The organism is Streptomyces sp. NPDC057854, assembly GCF_042797055.1.
Lineage (GTDB): Bacteria > Actinomycetota > Actinomycetes > Streptomycetales > Streptomycetaceae > Streptomyces.
Genome location: NZ_JBHVMF010000001.1, coordinates 207280 through 223047 on the forward strand (window position 1 = coordinate 207280; position 15768 = coordinate 223047).

The 15768-nt window shown below is 75.0% G+C and carries 15 protein-coding genes; all 15 read right to left on the minus strand.

The features are described 5' to 3' along the window. Positions 1-20: 20 nt before the first annotated feature. The gene (locus ACFVQZ_RS00930; protein WP_383618572.1) at positions 21-1367 is read right to left on the minus strand and encodes a sialidase family protein; all 1347 of its coding nucleotides are present in this window, start codon (positions 1365-1367) and stop codon (positions 21-23) included. 113 nt (positions 1368-1480) lie between these two features. Further along, positions 1481-2020: an MOSC domain-containing protein gene (locus tag ACFVQZ_RS00935; RefSeq protein WP_383618573.1), complete on the minus strand. Its 540-nt coding sequence runs from the start codon at positions 2018-2020 to the stop codon at positions 1481-1483. 7 nt (positions 2021-2027) lie between these two features. Then, the gene (locus ACFVQZ_RS00940) at positions 2028-2261 is read right to left on the minus strand and encodes an acyl carrier protein (RefSeq protein WP_383618574.1); all 234 of its coding nucleotides are present in this window, start codon (positions 2259-2261) and stop codon (positions 2028-2030) included. A gap of 1 nt (position 2262) precedes the next feature. Then, positions 2263-3294: an NAD(P)H-dependent flavin oxidoreductase gene (locus ACFVQZ_RS00945; RefSeq protein ID WP_383618575.1), complete on the minus strand. Its 1032-nt coding sequence runs from the start codon at positions 3292-3294 to the stop codon at positions 2263-2265. Continuing rightward, the gene (locus ACFVQZ_RS00950; RefSeq protein WP_383618576.1) at positions 3291-4190 is read right to left on the minus strand and encodes a hypothetical protein; all 900 of its coding nucleotides are present in this window, start codon (positions 4188-4190) and stop codon (positions 3291-3293) included. The genes ACFVQZ_RS00945 and ACFVQZ_RS00950 overlap by 4 nt, the downstream gene beginning before the upstream one ends. Further along, positions 4183-5085: a diiron oxygenase gene (locus ACFVQZ_RS00955; RefSeq protein WP_383618577.1), complete on the minus strand. Its 903-nt coding sequence runs from the start codon at positions 5083-5085 to the stop codon at positions 4183-4185. The genes ACFVQZ_RS00950 and ACFVQZ_RS00955 overlap by 8 nt, the downstream gene beginning before the upstream one ends. A 5-nt stretch (positions 5086-5090) precedes the next feature. Next, a complete protein-coding gene (locus ACFVQZ_RS00960; RefSeq protein WP_383618578.1) occupies positions 5091-6047 on the minus strand; it encodes an inositol monophosphatase family protein in 957 nt (318 codons plus the stop codon). Beyond that, complete coding sequence (locus ACFVQZ_RS00965) at positions 6044-7417, minus strand: aspartate aminotransferase family protein (RefSeq protein ID WP_383618579.1); 1374 nt, start codon at positions 7415-7417, stop codon at positions 6044-6046. The genes ACFVQZ_RS00960 and ACFVQZ_RS00965 overlap by 4 nt, the downstream gene beginning before the upstream one ends. A gap of 105 nt (positions 7418-7522) precedes the next feature. Then, a complete protein-coding gene (locus ACFVQZ_RS00970) occupies positions 7523-8050 on the minus strand; it encodes a hypothetical protein (protein ID WP_383618580.1) in 528 nt (175 codons plus the stop codon). 208 nt (positions 8051-8258) lie between these two features. Next, on the minus strand, positions 8259-9260 hold the full coding sequence (locus tag ACFVQZ_RS00975; RefSeq protein WP_383618581.1) for a phosphotransferase: 1002 nt from the start codon (positions 9258-9260) through the stop codon (positions 8259-8261). 52 nt (positions 9261-9312) lie between these two features. After that, on the minus strand, positions 9313-10257 hold the full coding sequence (locus ACFVQZ_RS00980) for an ROK family protein (RefSeq protein WP_383618582.1): 945 nt from the start codon (positions 10255-10257) through the stop codon (positions 9313-9315). After that, positions 10254-11384: a zinc-binding dehydrogenase gene (locus tag ACFVQZ_RS00985; protein ID WP_383618583.1), complete on the minus strand. Its 1131-nt coding sequence runs from the start codon at positions 11382-11384 to the stop codon at positions 10254-10256. The genes ACFVQZ_RS00980 and ACFVQZ_RS00985 overlap by 4 nt, the downstream gene beginning before the upstream one ends. A gap of 287 nt (positions 11385-11671) precedes the next feature. Continuing rightward, positions 11672-12295, minus strand: coding sequence for a DUF998 domain-containing protein (locus tag ACFVQZ_RS00990; RefSeq protein ID WP_383618584.1), 624 nt, complete (start codon positions 12293-12295; stop codon positions 11672-11674). A gap of 121 nt (positions 12296-12416) precedes the next feature. Then, complete coding sequence (locus ACFVQZ_RS00995; protein ID WP_383618585.1) at positions 12417-14549, minus strand: PQQ-dependent sugar dehydrogenase; 2133 nt, start codon at positions 14547-14549, stop codon at positions 12417-12419. A gap of 43 nt (positions 14550-14592) precedes the next feature. Further along, positions 14593-15756, minus strand: coding sequence for a sugar phosphate isomerase/epimerase family protein (locus tag ACFVQZ_RS01000; protein WP_030493212.1), 1164 nt, complete (start codon positions 15754-15756; stop codon positions 14593-14595). Positions 15757-15768 lie beyond the last annotated feature (12 nt).

Consider the following 15768-nt stretch of genomic DNA (forward strand, 5'->3'; position numbering starts at 1 on the left):
GGCGGCCGGATGACGGGGCGTCAGCCGGAGGCGGTGTCCGGGTCGTCGAGTTCGTGCAGGCCCGCCGGGTCCTCGTCGGTCAGGACCTCGCCGGTCCCGGTGACGAAACGCTGGGCGTGGCCCCGGTGGACGCACAGGAGCTGGTCGCGGGTGCCGGTCCGGTCGCGATGGACGGCGAGGGCGGCACCGTACTTGCTGCTGTGGCCGGGGACGACGGCGTCGGCGCTCCACGCGGTGCCGTCGTAGGAGGACCACCACAGGCGCTGGGTCGCGGGGTCGCGGTGCACGAGGACCAGCCGGCCGTCGAAGACGGCCGCGCCGGGGGTGCTGCGGGTGCGGCGTCCGGGCAGCGCGCCTTCGGTGGTCCACGTGCCGCCGCGCAGCCGGCTCCAGTGGATCGCGCCGTCCTTGGGGTCGCCGTGCAGCAGGTGCAGGGCCCCGTCGTACACGGCGAGCGCCGGCGTCCGCGTGGTGACGCAGCCGGGCACCGGCGCCGGGGCGGTCCAGGTGCGCCCGTCCCGGCTGGTGGTGACCATGATCTGCTGGCCGGCCTCGGCGTACGCGAGGTGGAGGGCGCCCTCGAAGGCGGCGAGCGCCGGACCGTACACGCTCTGGGCGTGCGGGACCGGCACGTCCGGGGTCCAGGTGTCGCCGTCGTACGAGGTGAGCGCCATGCCCCAGGCGCCCGAGCCGCCGCGGTGCGCGCAGTACAGGCGGTCGTCGTGGACGGCGAGGGCGGGGCTGCCGAGGGTGTGGTGGGCGGGCAGGGGCCGGTCCTGGGGCGGGCCGCCGTCGGCCGGGTGGACGGTCCACCACAGTTCGGGGTCCTCGCCGCGGCCCTGGTAGAGGCAGTGGAGGTCGCCGCGGAAGACGGCGAGGGCGGGGGTCTCGGAGGCGTAGCTCGCCGTGAACTGCCGTTCGGGGCCCCAGCCGGTGCCGGGGTCGTAGGCGCCGAACCAGAGGCCGGCCGGGTGCGGCGGCGCGTCGAGGGGCAGGGGCGCGAGGAGCGTGGGCGCGGACCACGGCGAGGACAGTTCGCAGCCGGCGCCCCGGGCGGTGGCCCGGATCCGGTGGGCGCGGCCGGGGAGCCGGGCGGCGACGGCGGCGGCCGTGCCGGCGGGCAGGGTGCCCGCGAGGACGTCGCGGACGAGGTCGGTGAACCCGTCGGCGGGGCCGCTGCCGTCGGGGGGCGCGAGGCGGTCGACGGACCGCTGGTCGAGCCGGAGGGCGAAGCCCCAGTCCAGCGGGCGGACGGTGACGGCCGCTCCGGCCTCGGCGAGGGCCTGGGCCGCCCGGTCCGCGCGGGCGCGGTCGCCGGGGCCGGGTGTGCCGTTCTCCCGCCCGGGGGCGGTGTCTTCGATCGCCATGCTGTCTTCCTGCCTGCAGGGCCGCGGGCCGGGCGGCCGGCCTCCGCGCGGTGCGGGGCGGACCGTCAAGGGCCCCCGGACGTGGACGTGGGACGGGTCCGGTCGCGGCGCGGTCACACCGGTCCGCGGGCGGTCCCGTGACGTGCGGGGGCCGGCGCCGGCTCGATCCGGTCGCCCTCCCGGAGGGTCCCGCCGCGGAGCACCTCGGCCCGCAGCCCGCCGCGGTGCAGCAGGCCGCGGATCAGGCCCGGGCGGACCAGTTCCTCCAGGCGGGCGCAGGGTTCGCTGAGCTTCAGCCCGCGCAGGAGGACCGTGCCGATCCGGAACTCCCGGCCGACCAGGGGGGCGAGCCGGACGCCGTGGCAGACCAGGTTGCGGCGGCATTCGGCGGGGCTGAGGGGGATGCCGTGTTCGCGGGCGAGGGCGTCGAGCGCCTCGGCCTCGATGAGCGTGACGTCGCAGACGCCGGACGCCCGGCCGGTGCCCCGGCGGCGGGGCCGGGGGCCTTCGCCCGCCCAGTAGTTGCGGTCCCCGGCGAGGCCGCGGCCGGTCACGGCCAGGGCCTCCGCGACCCGGACGGTGGGGGCGCCGGGGTGCGGGGCGAGGTGCAGGGAGGTGATCCGGCCGGGGCCGGGCGGCGCGGTCGGCGGCACGGGCGGGTCACCCCTTCAGGTAGTGGTCCGTGAGGGACCGGAGGGTGCGGAAGTGGTTCACGTCGATCTGGTCGAGCTGGAGTTCCCGGCCGATCAGGTCCTCCAGGAGGAGGACGAACTCCATGAAGCCGAGCGAGTCGATGAGCCGGCTCTCGATCAGGTCGAGGTCGGCCGGGACGGACTCGATCGTGGGGTTGCGTTCGCGGATCCAGTCCACGATCGGCTTGGTGACGTCCTCCATGTCATGCCTCCGGGTTCCGGTGCGGCGCTGGGGGTGTGCGGGGCGGGGCCGCGCCCGCACGGGGGGCTCGGGCCCGGGCGTACTCCTGGCGGATCCGGGCGACGGTGACGGCGGCCGGGTGCGACGCGGTGACGCGGGCGCAGGACCGGCCGCAGTACATGGCCATCTCGTCGACGCGTCCGGTGGTGGCGGCGCCGGGGGCGGCGGCGCTGTAGCGCGGGACGGGGTAACCCCGGCCGTCCACGCGGGTGGTGGCGATGAAGGCGGCCGGGCGGGGCGTCGTGGCGGTGGTGAGGGCGTTGCGCAGGACGCGGTGCGGGCGGCGCGGCCAGCCGATCTCGAAGAGGGAGGTGACGACGGTGTCGTCGGCCGCCGCCTCGACCACGCGCCGTTTGAACGCGGGGTGGGCGGTGGACTCCTCGGCGGGGACGAACGCGGTGCCGGCCATGGCGCCGTCGGCGCCGCGGGCCACGGCGTCGGCGAGGTCGCCGCCGGTGGCGGTCCCGCCGGCGACGGCGAGCACGGCGTGCGGGTGCCGGGCCCGCACCGCGGCCAGCAGGGCGCCGGCGGGGAGACCGCCGAGCAGGTGGCCGCCGGCCTCGGTGCCCTGGAGGACGAGGACGGCGGCGCCTCTGGCGAGCGCGGTGTCGGCGTCGGCGGGGGTGCCGACCTGGACGACCAGCGGGAGTCCGGCGGCCCGTACGGCGCCGGCGGCGTCGGCGTCGGGGAGCCCGAAGGTGGTGACGAAGGCGTTGCGCGGCAGGTCGGGGAGGACGGCGCGGAGCTGGGCGAGGCAGCCGGCCGGGCCGGTGACCTCGGGGACCACGTTGACCCCGAAGGGCCGGCCGCCGGCGGCGGCGGCCGTCTCCCGGACGAGGCGGGCGGCGCGCGCGGGCGGTTCCTTGTACAGGGCGAGGGTGCCGCCGGCGCCGGCCCGGGACACGGCGGCGCACAGGGCGGGCCCGGCGACGGCGCCCATCCCGGCCTGGAGCAGCGGGAGTTCGAGGCCGAGGAGGGCGGCAAGCCGGGTCACGACCGCTCCCCCGCCCGCCGGACGGCGCGGTGTGCGGCGGCGAGGTCGCCCTCGTACCGCTGTGCCAGCGCGTGCACCCAGCGTTCCAGGCCGAAGGCGACGCAGCCGGAGTGGGCGGGGCCGCCCGCGTGGCGGATCGCGCGGCGTTCGCCGAAGAAGTTGCGGTGGTTGTTGGTGGAGGCGATCGCGGTGCCGTCGGTGTGCAGGTACTCCTCCTTGACGGGCGCGAGCAGCTGGAGGACGGCGCGGGAGCCGTCCGGCTGGAAGAAGGGGTCGGTGGCGGGCCGGCGGTCCAGGGTGAGGCCGAGGGCGGTGCCGAAGGCGAGGACGCGGTCCCGGTGCCGGTCGAGGTGGGCGCGGACGGCCGCGGCGGAGCCGACGCACACCAGCTCCCGCATGGTGAACCCCCAGAGCCTGCGCAGTCCGTCGTGGTGGTCCTCGTGGCGGAAGCACTGCGCGACGGTGCTGACGAGCACGGGGGTGTCGGCGGTGGTGCCGGTGAGGTGGACGAAGCAGGCGTAGCAGGCGGCGGAGGGCAGCAGGTGGGTGGCGTCGGCGAGGTCGGAGGCGGGCAGGGCGGCGGGGCCCCGCGGCTCGCCTCGCGGCCCGGCCGGGGCGGCGGCGACGGCGGCCAGGCGGTCGGGGCGGATCCGGGTGACGGGGCTGCCGAGGTGGGGGAAGTTGCGGAAGTAGTCGAAGGTCGCCAGGTCGTCGGCGCGCAGCAGCGGCGGGTAGCCGTGCCGACGGGCTCCGGCTTCGGCGCCCCAGCGGGTGAAGACCGCGTCCAGCGCCTCCTTGAGCAGGACGGCGGGTTCGTCGAGGGTGGCGAGGCCGTCGCGGACCGACCAGCCGTCGGTGCCGGCGGCGGCGGCGGTGGCGTGCCGGGTGTCAGGCATCGAACACCCCGGTCCTGCGGAGGAATCCGGTGGTCTTGGCGAGGATCCGCTCGTGGGCGGCGTGCCGGGCGGGGTGGGCGAGCAGGCGCCGGCGCAGGGCGAAGGCGTCGGGGAGGCCGGCGTCGCGGTAGACGGCGGGGTTGTAGAAGGAGGCGAGGGAGGCGGCGAGGTAGCGGTCGAGGTACGTCCGCAGCACCTGCCGGCCGGTCTCGTCGAGGCCGCGCCGGAGCAGGCGTTCCCACAGCAGGCGGACGAGCCGGGTGCCGAAGGCGATGTGCCGGGACTCGTCCTGGTGGTGCAGCCGGTTGATGTGCCGGATGGTGGGGTGCAGGCGGTCGTCGGCGGCCAGGTGGACGTTGTAGTGGTCGACGATCTGCTCGAAGACGAGGATCCGGGCGAAGACGAGGAAGTTCTCGACGTCCGGGTCGCGCGGCGCCTCGGGCAGCCTGACCGTCCGGTCGGGGTAGATCTTGGCGTACTTGAGGCAGAAGGTGGCGAAGAACCACATGTGGTCGTTCTCCTCGCCGACGAAGTGGTGGAAGAACTCGGAGGGCACCTCGAAGCCGGGGGTGTGGAGGCGCCGGGTGACCTCGATGAGCAGTTCCCGGATGCCGTGCACGTTGAGGCTGTAGAAGTTGGCGCTCTCCCACCGGCTCAGGGCGCGGATCCGGTCGGGGCCGAGTTCGTCCATGAGTTCCGTGCCGTGGACGGAGAGGAGTTCGGGCGACATCCAGAGTCCGTCGGCGGGGATCTCGGGCGGCCAGTCGAAGGTGGTGAAGGGGTTGTAGTAGTCCGCGGTGGCCTTCTCGGAGAGCCGGTCGAGGAGGGCCCGGAACTCGGTGTCGTCGCCGGCGCCGGCGGGCGACGCGTCGGCGGCGGTGCTCGCGGGGCGCATCGGCGTCACTTCCTCCATCGGATCGACGTGAGCAGGGCCTGGTGGAGTTCGGGCGTGGACGCGGCCACGCAGGAGCGCTGGTTGGCGACGCTCAGGTCGGTGAGGACCGTGTCGCCGAGCGGCCGGCCGTAGCCGTCGGTGATGACGGCGCCGGCCCGTTCGGCGAGGAAGACGGCCGCCGCGATGTCGTACGGGAAGAGGTGCAGGACCCGGCCGTTGCCGGCGCGCTCGAACTCGGGGAGCAGCGCGGGGTCGTCGCGCAGCAGCCGGTTGCCGATGTCGACGTAGGCGTCGAGCTGGCCGGTGAGCAGCCGGGAGATGGACCAGGTGGCGCTGTTGAAGACGAAGACGCCGCCGGTGTTGGCGGAGCGGTCGACGAGGTGGCCGTACGCCTCCGTCATGAGCCGGGCGGGGTGGCCGTTGAACTCCAGGGACCAGAACATCCGGGCGGGGTCGGTGGTGCGGGTGAGGGCCGGCACGGGGTGGTCGTAGCCGTGCGCGGTGATGCCGGGCGTCGTGAGGTCGCCGTAGAGGTGAGCGCCGGAGCTCAGCTCCATGAGCAGCGCGTGCTCGACGTCGGCGATGCGCGGCTGGTCGGTCATGCGGGCGACCGCGACGGAGACGGTGGCCGACTCCAGGCCGGCGACGGCGGGCCGGGTGCCGTCGATCGGGTCGACGACGAGGAGGTGGGCGGGGTCGGTGCCGTGGTACTGGAGTCCGCGGTCCTCGGAGTAGACGGCGACGGACAGGTCGTGGCCGGCGATGTACTTCCAGACGGCGGCCTCGGCGACCTCGTCGAGGCCGAACTGGGCGTCGCCGCCGGGCGAGTGGCCGCGGACGAGCCGGCTGCCGTGCTGGTGCCGGGCGTCCAGGACGGCGTCGCGGACGGCGCCGGCCAGGCCCGTGACGTACGCGCGCATGGCGTCGGCGGTGGGCGGCCCGCCGTGGCCGGGGGCGCTCACGCGTCGGCCTCGGCGGCGAAGAGGGCGTCGAGGCGGTCGCAGAGCAGGTCGGCCTCCTCGTGGGTGAGGATCAGCGGCGGGCGGATCTTGATGACGTTGCCCCGGCCGTAGCGGGAGGTGCGGAGGATCAGGCCGTGGTCCATGCCGCGCCGGGCGAGGTGCTGGGCGCGTTCGCTGTGCGGGTTCCCCCGGTCGTCGCCGATCTCGATGCCGATCATCAGGCCGAGGCCGCGGACGTCGACGACGCAGCGGTGCCGGGCGGCGAGCGCGGCGAGCCGTTCCATGAGGTGGGCGCCGACCTGCCGGACGTTCTCCAGGAAGCCGGGGCGGCCGATGACGTCGAGGGTGGCGACGGCCGCGGCGGCGGCGAGGACGTTGCCGCCGTAGGTGAAGGAGTGGTGGTCGCTGCTGAGGCCGGAGAACCGCTCGTCGGCGACGATGGCCGCGATCTGGGCGCCCGAGCCGCCGAGTCCCTTGGCGGTGGTGAGGATGTCGGGGCGGACGCCGTAGTGCTCGGCGGCGAACATCCGGCCGATCCGGCCGATGCCGGTCTGGATCTCGTCGAAGACGAGGGCGATGCCCCGTTCGTCGCACAGGGCGCGCAGCGCGGCGAGATAGCCGTCGGGGGGCACGATGTTGCCGCCGCTGCCGGAGACGGGTTCCACGACGACGCAGGCGACGCTGCCGGAGCTGGCATGGTCGAGGAAGTCGTTGATGCGTTCCACGCACAGCATGCCGCAGCTGTCGGGGCCCGCCTGGCGGTAGAAGCAGCGCAGGCAGTACGGGTCGGGCACCTGGAGGACGCCCGGCATCAGGTGCGGGAAGGGCGCCTTGCGGAACGACTCGCCGGACATGGTGGTCGTCATCATGGTCTGGCCGTGGTGGCTGCGGAACAGGGTGACCACGTCGCGCCGGCCGGTGGCGATCTGTGCCATCTTGACCGCGCCCTCGTTGGCGGTGGAGCCGCCGGACACCTTGAGGTGCACTTTGGTGAGGTTGGGCGGGGTGATCTCGACCAGGCGGCGGACCAGCGCGTTGACGGGGGCGGTCTGGAAGGTGGAGGTGCTGTGGACCAGCCGTTCCGTCTGGTCGCGCATGGCCTTGACCACTTCGGGGTGGCCGTAGCCGAGGCTGAGGTTGAAGGTCCCGGAGGCGCAGTCGAGGTACTCGTTGCCGTCGGTGTCGTAGAGGTGGACGCCTTCGCCGTGGTCCATCTCGTACGCGGTGACCGGGTAGTACAGGTGGGTCCTGGCGTAGTCGAGGGCGTCGGCGCGGACGTCGCCGCGGGCCGCGCCGCCGCGGGGCGTGCCGCCGCCGGGGCCGGGCGGCTCGCTGTGGGTCTCGCGCTGGTCACGTACCAGGTCGGCCATGGGTCTCCTGTCGGCGTCCGTCCCGCGGACCGGCGGACCGCGGGTCTCGGTTTTTCCGGGCAGCGGAGAAACGGGTTCCGCGCCCGCCGGTGGAATGCGTCCCGTTCACACGTCGAGGACGAAGGTGAAGGCCGCTTCCCACCCCTCGGAGGTCTCCCGCACGTCCATCAGGCATTCCGGCCGGAAATACTTGTCGAGGTGGTTCCGGCGCTCGCCCGGGAAATACAGCATCGTGGTCAGGACGGTGCCGCCGGGCGGCTGCACCTTCACGTGCACGTGCCGGGTCCGGCCCGGGTACACGGCCGGCAGGACGGTCTCCAGGCGCCACCGTCCGTCGGCGTCGGCGAACTGGTGGCCGCGCAGCCGGAATCCGTCGTCGTCGTAGACCCCCTCGTCCCCGACCTGCCAGAAGTCGAGGAGGGTGCCGCCGATCGGCTTGCCCTCGGGGGTGACGACGGCGCCGTGCAGCAGCAGTGGGGTCCCGCCCGCCGCGTCGTCGCGGAAGCTGGTGCGCAGGGGGGTGTCGGGCTTGTAGTACGGGCCTTCGCGGAGCGCGGGCGTGGGCGGGGTGCCGTTGCAGCGGACGGTCGGCGTCATCGTCTTCAGGGCGTCTTCCGGAGTTCCGTTCACCACGGTGGAATTCTCCCTCGAAAAAGGGTCTTCTTCCGGTTCGCTCCCGGCAGACTAACCCGCCCCTTCCGGGGGTGAGAAGAAGGCCCCACGTCACTTCTCCGCCATTTCCGCGTTGCTTGTCCGACGCGAATCGGCCGCATTTCTTGATCCATTCACGGGAAATGGGGATTCCGTGAGAGGACTCCTGTGAACGGTGGGGAACGGGGGGTCAGTGCCGGTCGGCCGCGGCCCGGTGGAGCACCGTCCGGGCGCGGGCGAAGTAGGCGGGGTCGGGCGGTGCGGTGAGGATGTCGGCGAGCGCGAAGAGGTCCAGCGTGCGGCTGATCAGCGGCCAGTCCGCCGGGAGCCGGCCGTGCCCGGCCCGGAAGCCCTCGACGAAGCCGGTGGCGAAGGCGGGCGGGTACTCGTGGGCGAAGCGCAGCATGTTCCCGACGTCGAAGAGCGGGGAGCCGCTGAAGGCGAGCTCCCAGTCGAGCACCGCGGCCACCTCCCAGCGCCCGGCGCGCCGGGCGACCAGGACGTTCTTCGGGTTGAAGTCGCAGTGGACCAGACCGCGTTCGCCGGCGACGGCGGCGAGCACCCGGCGTCCTTCCCGGGCGAGGGCGCGCAGCACGTCCGCGTCGGCGGCGCTGAGCGGGCCGTCCGGGTGGGCGGTGGCCAGGCAGTGGTCGACGAAGCCCGGGAGGTCGCCGAGCGGGTGCGGGGCGGCCGGGTCCGGCTCGAGCGACGGGTCGCCGAAGCCGCCGGGGCCGCGCAGGGTGATCCAGCCGATCCGCGCCAGCACCTCGCCGACGGCCTGGCCGAGCGCGCGGGCGTCGCCGGGCGCCGGGTCGTCCGCGAGAACGTGGCTGAGCGGGAGGCCGTCCACGTACCGGTAGAGCAGGGTGGGGCGGCCGGTGGCCCGGCCGTGCGGGTCGGCCGCGACCACCGCGGTGACGGGCACGGCCCGGGCCGCCGCCCGGGCCAGGACGGCGGCCTCGACGGCGCAGCTGTTGCGCGGGACGCGTCCGCCGTGCGGCCGGTGGCGGCGCAGCACGTACCGTTCGGTGCCGCGCGCACCGGTGGTCGCGGCGGTGAGCAGCGCCATGTCGTTGGTGAACCCGCCGGGCAGCGGGTCCACGGCGTGCAGCCGGGCGCCCGGCAGGGCGTGCCGGGTGAGCCAGGTGTGCGTGGCCGGATCGAGGAGGTCCGGCGGGCCGGGGCGGGTCACACCGGCCAGCCTGCCCGGCACGGGGGCCGTACCGGTCGGCGGTGTCCCTCCGTCATGCGCGGATTCCCTCCGACGGGTCAGCGCCGGGGCGGGCCCGGCGGGCGGCGGCGGCCGCGTCGGCCGCGAGGACCAGTCCGCCGGCGGGCCCGGCGAGCCGGCCGAGCCGGGCCGGGACCACGAAGTCCTCGGCCGTGTGCTCGGGCAGTCCGGGGTAGCCGGCGAGCGCGGTGGCCAGTTCGGCGCGGATCAGCGGGAACAGGCCGGGGAGTGCGGCGACGCCGCCGCCGATGACGATCCGCTGCGGCGCGGTGGTGTAGACGATGGTGCGGAGTCCGGCGGCCAGGTAGGCGGCCTCCAGGCGGAGGGCCGCGCGGAGCGTGTCGCCGGTCAGTTCCTCGGCGGGGGCGCCCCAGCGGGCGGCCATGGCCTCGCCGCCGGCGAGCCCTTCCCAGCAGTCGCCGTGGAAGGGGCAGGAGCCGGGGAAGGCGTCGCCGGCGATCCGGGGCACGGCGAGGTGGCCCGTCTCGGTGTGGACCAGGCCGCTGACGACCCGGCCGCCGATGACCGTGCCGGCGCCGATGCCGGTGCCCACGGTGACGTAGGCGTACGTGTCGAGGCCGCGTGCCGCGCCCCAGCGGCCCTCGCCGAGGGCGGCGCCGTTCACGTCGGTGTCGATGCCCACCGGGACGCCGAGCGCGGCGGCGACGGGGCCGGCGACGTCCACGCCGGACCAGCCGGGTTTGGGGGTGGCGGCGAGGTGGCCGAACCGGGGGTGTCCCGGGCGGAGTTCGAGGGGCCCGAAGGAGGCGATGCCGACCGCGTCGAGCGGTCCGGCGGCGGCCCGCTCCTGGAAGAAGGCGATGGCCCGGGCGAGGGTGGGGGCGGGTTCGCCGGTCGGGAAGCGGACTTCCGCCTCGATCCGGTCGGGGGCCGAGCCGACCAGGCAGACGACCTTGGTCCCGCCGGATTCGAGGGACCCGAAGCGGGGGGCGCTCACGCGCCCACCGGCCAGCCGTCGGCGCCGACCGGGCCGGTGTGCGACCGGATGACGACCTTGAGCGCGTCGTACCGGTGGGACGGCCCGGCCGTCGGGCCGCCGGCGCCGGGAGGGCCGTGGGGGTCGAGTCCGCCGAGCGCGGCGAAGGCGTCCTCGTACCGTTCGAGCGGGAACTCGTGGGTGACCAGGCGTTCCAGGAAGGACGCGCCGCCGCCGGCCCGCCCGGCGAGTTCGGCGGCGAGGTCGACGGCGACGGGGAAGGTGTCGGCGCGGAAGTCGCCGGCGCCGATGAGCCGGATGCCGCGGTTGGTGAGCGGGAGGGGCCGCAGCGGCACGGTGTACGCATCGTCGAACCCCATCAGCACGATCCGGCCGCCGTCGTCGATCAGCCGCAGCGCCGCGTCCAGGCCGACTCCGGTGGTGTCGAGGACGACGGAGGGGCGCTCGCCGTCGGACGCCTTGAGCACGGCCTCGGCGGGGTCCGCCCCGGCCACGTCGACCACGTGCGGGAACTGCTCGCGGGCCCGTTCCAGGCGGTAGGGGTCGGGCTCGGCGACGGTGACCCGGCGCGCCTGGCGGGCGGCGACGAGCGCGGTGAGCATGCCGATGGGGCCCGCGCCGAGCACGACGGCGGTGTCGTCGACGGTGAGGGCGGCGGCCTCGACGTTGTTCAGGACGCACGCCAGCGGTTCGACGAGGACCGCGGCGCGGAAGGACAGCCCGGCCGGCAGCGGTACGACGAATCGTTCCGGCAGGGTCACGGTCTCGGCGTACGTGCCGTCGCGGTCGACCCCGACCTCGGTCCCGGCCTTGTGGCGGCAGAAGTTGGTCGCCCCCCGCCGGCACGGGACGCACCAGCCGCAGTACAGCGTGGGGTTGACCACGACCCGGTCGCCCTCGGCGAGGGCGCGCACGGCGGGCCCGGTGGCCCGGACCACGCCCACCGACTCGTGGCCGAGGACCACGCCCGGCCGGGCCGGGAAGCGGCCGAGCAGGATCTTGCGGTCGGTCCCGCAGATCCCCGTTCCGACGACCTCGACGACGACATCGTCACCGTTCACGGGCTGTGCGGCGGGCCGGTCCCGCAGGGCGGCGGAGCCCGGGCCGAGATAGACGAGAGCGCGCACGTGACCTCCCCATCGGAGTACGGAAGGGCGAAGGTAGCCCAGCCGTCCGCGCCCCGACACGCCGCCTCTGAGCCACTTTCCGGACCGGGCGCGCCCGGCCGTGGCGCCGCCGGCGGCGGCGTTCCGGGAGAGCGGACTGGTCAGGGGCCCCGTGTGCGGCCCGGGGTGATCGGCCCGCCCTCGCATGACGCCCCGTCACACGCGTCCGAAAGTCGGCGCCCCGCCGGCCGGTGCGGGGCGCTCGGTCCGCGGCCGTGGTGACGGACTTCGCCCTCCGCCCCTGGCCTTCAGCCCCCCTCGGCCGCGCGCTCGCCCCGTTCGTCCGTCGCGGGCGCCGGGTGGCGGAGGCAGGAGGCGACGACCACGAGCGGCCAGCCCGACTGGACGCAGGTCACCAGGCGTTCCGCGAGGCCCGCCGGGCCCTGCCGGGTGGTCTCGACGAGGAACCAGAGCGCGCCCGCGCCCATCAGCGCGGTGGCGGTGAGCGCGGGGGCGAGGCGCAGCCCCCAGGGGGCGGTGCGGTCCCTGCGGGCGGCGAGGACCGGCCACAGGGCGAGGAGGGTGAAGCCGACGGCGGCGAGCGAGCCGTGGCGGAGCGAGCCGCCGCTGGCGGGGGTGGGGACGAGGGAGACGAGCACCGCCGCCACGCCTCCGCCGGCCAGCGCGAGCCGGCCGGCGCGGACGGCGGCGCGCAGCCCGCACGCGGTCACCAGGTGGCAGACGCCGAGGCCGAAGAGGGCCGAGGTCATCACCCAGAAGCCGGGGGCGCCGTAGGCGGCGAGGACGCTGATGCTCTGGGTGACGGGGTCGTAGGCGGAACCTTCGAGGTGCCCGGCGACGGCCCAGCCGGCGATGAGCAGGACGGGGGCGCACCCCGACGAGACCAGGGCCCAGAGCGGTACGGATCGCATCGCCCCACCGTAGGACCGGTGCCGGGCGCCCGGCGGCAGCGGCGCGGCGTGGCCGCGCGGCGCCGTCGGGCCCCCGGGGCGGCGCTGCCGTCCCGGGGGCCCGTGGCGCGCGCGGCGGAGGTCAGTCGGCCGGGGTCAGGGCCACCTCCGCACTGCCCGAGAGGGACGGGAGTCCCGCCGGGGGCGTGTCCTTGTACGAGGCGTTGAAGACGGCCTTCAGGTTGTCGGCGCCGGCGTGGCCGCCGTCCACGAAGGTCCGGAAGGAGCCCGAGCAGCCGGTGCTCGTGGAGAGCGGGTGGCCGTGGGAGTCGTGGCCGAGGATGAAGGAGACGGTGACCTTGGCGCAGTCGACCGGCTGGTCGTCGGTGACGTCGACCCGCCAGGTGACCGTGTCGCCCCAGTGGAAGGCGGTGCCTCCGTGCGGGGCGGGGTCGGTGGTGAGGGAGACGACCGGTGCCTTGTTGCCGACGACCACCTGGACGGCGGTGGCGGCGGAGCGGCCGGTGCTGTCGGTGACGTTGAGGGTGGCCTCGAAGACGCCGTTCGTGGTGTAGGTGTGGGTGGGGTCGGCCTGGGTGGAGTCCACGGTGCCGTCGGCGTCGAAGTCCCAGGCGTAGCGGAGGGCGTCCCCGTCGGCGTCCTTGGTGCCGGCGGCGGAGAAGCGGACCGTCAGCGGGTTGACGCCGTTGACGACGTCGGCGGCGGCCTTGGGCTCGGGGGTGCTGTTGCCCCGGAGGTAGTCGATGCGGGAGAGCTGGGCCTCGGGCAGTTCGGCGAAGTAGCCGGTGCCGTACTCCAGGACGTAGAGCGCGCCGTCGGGGCCGAACTCGGCGTCGATGGGTCCGTCGGTGCGGATGCCGGGCACGGCGTCGTCGATGGCCAGCACCTCGTTGCGCTTGCCGAGGGTGAGGGCCTTCATCTGGTCGCGGGTCCACTCGTAGAAGAGCGGCTTGCCGGCGAGGGAGGCGGGCCAGCGGTTCTCGGCGGTGTTGTGCTTGTCGTAGCGGTAGGCGGGGCCGCCCATGGGGCCGATGCCGCCGGTGCCGAGCTGCGGGAACTGCGCGGAGGCGCCGTAGCCGTAGATGATCTCGGCGTCCTCGACGGGCGGCAGCCGGTCGAGGCCGGTGTTGTGGCGCGAGTCGTTGACGGGGGCGGCGCAGTCGAAGGCGCCGCTCGACTTCTTGGTGGCGAAGTCGTAGTCCTGGTACGGCATGTCCTGGCTCACGCAGAACGGCCAGCCGTAGTTGGCGGGGCGGTCGATGACCATCCAGCGGCCGTGGCCGGCGGGGCCGCGGTCCGGGCTGGCCTTCTGGGCGTCGGGCGAGTAGTCGCCGACGTAGACCTCGCCGGTCCGCTTGTCGACGCCGAAGCGGAAGGGGTTGCGCAGGCCCATGGCGTAGATCTCGGGGCGGGTCTTCGGGGTGCCGGGGGCGAAGAGGTTGCCGTCGGGGATCACATAGCCGCCGTCGCGCTTGACCTTGATGCGGAGCACCTTGCCGCGCAGGTCGTTCGTGTTGCCGGAGGTGCGGCGGGCGTCGTAGGCGGGGTTGCGGTCGGGGCGGTCGTCGATCGGGGCGTAGCCGTCCGAGGAGAACGGGTTGGAGTCGTCGCCGGTCGACAGGAAGAGATTGCCCCGGTGGTCGAAGTCGATCTTGCCGCCGACGTGGCAGCAGAGGCCGCGGTCGGCGGGGATGTCGATGATCTTCTGCTCGGAGGCGTAGTCCAGCTTGTTCCCCGTGAGCTTGAAGCGGGAGAGGCGGGTGTAGCCCTCGTACGGGGCGAAGTCGGCCGGCGTGCCGGTCTGCGGGGCGTCGCCCTCGTTGACGCCGGGGGTGGCCGGGTCGTCCACGGGGGTGGAGAGGCGGGGCGAGTAGTAGAGGTAGACCCAGTGGTTCCGGGCGAAGTCGGGGTCGACGGCGATGCCCTGGACGCCCTCCTCGTCGTGCTGGTAGAGCCCGGCGGGGCTCTTCTTCATGTCGGCGGCGAGGAAGTTCACGCCGCTCTCCGGGTCGTGGATGCGGATCTCGCCGGTGCGGGCGGTGTGCAGGACGCGCCGGTCGGGCAGGACGGCGAGGGCCATGGGCTCGCCCGGCCGGTCGTTGAGGGTGACCTTCTGGAAGGCGGGGGCGGCGGACGAGGCTGCCGGGGCCGCCTCCGTCGGGGTGGTGGCCTGGACGGGGGGCAGCGGCAGCACCCCGAGGGCGGCGGCCAGGGCCGCCGTGCCCAGGAGGGTGACGATCCGTCGGTTGCGCACGCGGTACTCCTTCACTGCGGGTGCGGGGGTCGGTGCGTCGCGGTCAGCGGTGGGCACGGAGCGCGGCGAGGTTGTCGTAGCCGATGCGGGCGTACTCCAGCGACTGGCCGGGGACGGTGGCGCTCGGCGCGGTGTCCTGCTCGACCATCGGGTGGTGCCGGTTCTTCGCCCCGACGCGGGTGAAGAACCGCCGGTAGTCGATGTCGCCGGTACCGAAGGGCACCATGTCGTAGCCCATGCCGCTCTGCGGGTTGATCACGCCGTCCTTGGCGTGGAAGAGGGGGAAGCGGGGCGTGTGGCGGACCACGAGCCCGGCGGGGTCGAAGACGTTCTCCTGCCGGGAGCCGTCGTGGGCGGTGTAGGTGTGGAACTTGTACTGGGCGACGTGGGCCCAGAAGACGTCCAGCTCCAGGTAGACGCTTCTGGGGTCGCTGACCTCCAGGAAGTACTCCAGCTTGCGGATGCCGGAGCTGCGGGTCGGCCGGCCCTGGGCGTCGAGCGGCCCGCCGTCGAGGAGGAAGTCGTAGGCGCTGTCGTGGTTGTGGGTGTAGAGCTTGATCCCCTCGCGGGCGGCGAGGGCGCCCAGGGTGTTCCACTTCTCGGCGGCGACGTCCCAGTCGGCGCGGTAGGGGCTGTTGGTGGGGTCGCCGCCGGTGCCCATGTGCTCCATGCCGAGGATGTTGGCGATCTCCAGGGCGCGCCGGAAGGCGTCCAGGTCGGCGGGGGTGAGCGGCCAGGAGCCCGGGATGAAGCCGTGGCTGCCCTGGGCGCGGAGCCCGTACTCGTCGAGCCAGGAGCGCATCAGCCGCGCGCCCTCGACGGTGCCGAGGTCCGCGCCGCCGGGGGCGTTGGCGTGCTGGCGGTAGCCGGCGAACTCGACCTGCCGGTAGCCGTACCGGGCGAGCTGCCGGAACACCTCGCGGAAGCCGGACGGCAGGTCGGAGGCGAGCGGGTCGCGTGCCACCGCGTCCCGGACGGTGTAGAGGATCAGACCGCGCTTGTCCGGCGGGACGAGCGCCGAGCGGCCCCGGTCGCCGGCCGGCGCGGGCGGGGTCTGCGCCAGGGCGGGCGAGGCGCCGAAGACGGGGGCGGCGATCGCGACGGCCGCGGTGGCCGTGCAGGTGCTGAGGAAGCGGCGGCGGCTGACACCGAGGGTGCGGCGCAGCGCGTCGCCGGGGGTGGTGGTCTCGTCGGGGGACGCGGTCACGGCGTTCTCGCT